The 1,672-nt window shown below is 79.1% G+C and carries 2 protein-coding genes; one reads left to right on the top strand and one right to left on the bottom strand.

Annotated elements, in window-relative coordinates; all coding sequences use genetic code 11:
* A partial coding sequence (locus tag ACFV0G_RS38370) for a histidine kinase (RefSeq protein ID WP_380558211.1) occupies positions 1-856 on the bottom strand: 856 nt, incomplete at its 3' end.
* A gap of 230 nt (positions 857-1,086) precedes the next feature.
* On the opposite strand from ACFV0G_RS38370, the gene ACFV0G_RS38365 reads away from it, so the two are divergent.
* Entirely contained in the window at positions 1,087-1,623 is a 537-nt protein-coding gene (locus ACFV0G_RS38365) for a universal stress protein (protein WP_380558208.1), read from the top strand.
* The last annotated feature ends 49 nt before the right edge of the window (positions 1,624-1,672 follow it).

Here is a 1,672-nt window from a genome sequence, read left to right as displayed (position 1 = left end):
CGCCCCGCCGCCCCCAGCCGGCGCCTCTCCGCCCCCGCCCGCGCCGGCGGCGGGGCCCGCGAGTTATCGCCGCCCCCCCGCGGCGGCGCGCGGGCGCCCCCCCCGCCGCGTAGGCGCCGCCGTCGGCGAGGCCGATGATGACGGAGAGGTTGTGCCCGACGATGTCGTGCATCTCGCGGGCCACCCGTGCGCGTTCGGCGGCGGCGGCGAGCTCGGCGCGCTGGTCCCGCTCGATCTCCAGCCGGACGGCCCGCTCACGCAGCGCCACCACGTACGCCCGGCGGATCCGCAGCACCAGCCCGAGCGCGACGGAGGCGGTCGCCGTGCCGGCCAGGAAGAACAGCGCGTCCCCGAAGAAGACCGTGGGTGACAGCCGGACGGCAATCAGCCCGAGCGCCGCGGCCGTGGCGCCGCAGGCCCACGGCAGGTGCGGGAGCGGCGCGTGCAGGGCCACCGCGTACAGGGTCACCAGCAGGGCGACGTCCGCCCGGAGCCACAGCACGGCGACCCACTGCACGGCGACGACCGCGGCGACCACGGCGAACGCGGCGGACGGGGCCCGGCGGCGCCACCACAGCGGCACCACCAGGGCGAGCTGCAGCACCAGGACGCCGGCCGTGGGCAGCCGGGCCAGCCGGGGCCGCAGCCCGCGCGAACCGTCGGGCACCAGGTCCGGGATGCAGAACAGCACGAACGCCGCGGCCACCACCGCCGTGTCCAGCAGCCACGGGTGGTCGGTGTCGACCTGGTGCAGGCGCTGCCCGACCCGTACCAGACGGCCGATCAGCGGGTGTCCTCCCAGGCCGTCGAGACCGGGGAGCGCAGGGTCCTGGGAGGGCAGGGTCGCGACTGTCACGCCTCCCATACTGGGCGAGGCCCCCGTCGGCGGCGGCCGGTGCGCGGCCTGCGCTCCGCTGCCGTCCTCCGTCCGGGTGGCCGCCGCGGCGGCGGGTCCGGGCGGCGGGTCCGTTCGGGGCGCGTCAGGATCGCGGCCGGCGGCGTCAGGGAGCTGTCAAGGAGGCGTCCGGGCGGCCGGTGCGCGGCTTTGCTGGAGTCCGGATTGGTACGGACGACAGAGGATGGATCATGAACGTCAGCCGCCGGGACGAGGACGGCCCGCGCCGGGTCGTGGTCGGGGTCAGCGGTTCGCTGGGGAGTCTCGCCGCGCTGCACCGCGCGGTGGCGGAGGCCGGACGCCTCGGTGCCGAGGTACTGGCCGTACTGGCGTGGGAGCCGCCCGGCGGGGAGTTCGGCTACCGGCGCTCGCCCTGCCCGCCGCTGCTCGCCGCGGTGCGCGACGCGGCCGCCGGACGGCTGGCCACCGCCCTCGGCGAGGCGTTCGGCGGGGCCCGGCCCGCGGTGCCGCTGCGGTCGCTGGCGGTCCGCGGGCAGACCGTGCCGGTGCTGGTCGGGCTCGCCGGCCGGCCGGACGACCTGCTGGTGGTCGGCGCAGGCCGCGGGCTGCTGCGGCGGGGCCTGCGCCCCTCGGTCGCGGCCGGCTGCCTCCGGCAGGCCGGCTGCCCCGTGCTGGCCGTGCCGCGGCCCGCGCTCCAGCACGACCTGGACGCGCTGCACCGCCGCCACTTCTGGCACCTGCCGGAAGAGCCGGTGCCCGCCCGGTGACCGGGCCGTTCCGGGCGGCGGACGCCGGCGGGGCCGGGCCCCCGCGCAG

The organism is Kitasatospora sp. NPDC059571 (assembly GCF_042735675.1).
GTDB lineage: Bacteria > Actinomycetota > Actinomycetes > Streptomycetales > Streptomycetaceae > Kitasatospora.
The sequence above is the reverse complement of the archived record's forward strand: the minus strand, read 5'-3'. Positions and strand labels throughout refer to the sequence as shown.

Coding starts and splice junctions, on each gene's coding strand:
- ACFV0G_RS38365 (WP_380558208.1), top strand. CDS start 1,087: ATGAACGTCAGCCGCCGGGACGAGGACGGCCCGCGCCGGGTCGTGGTC.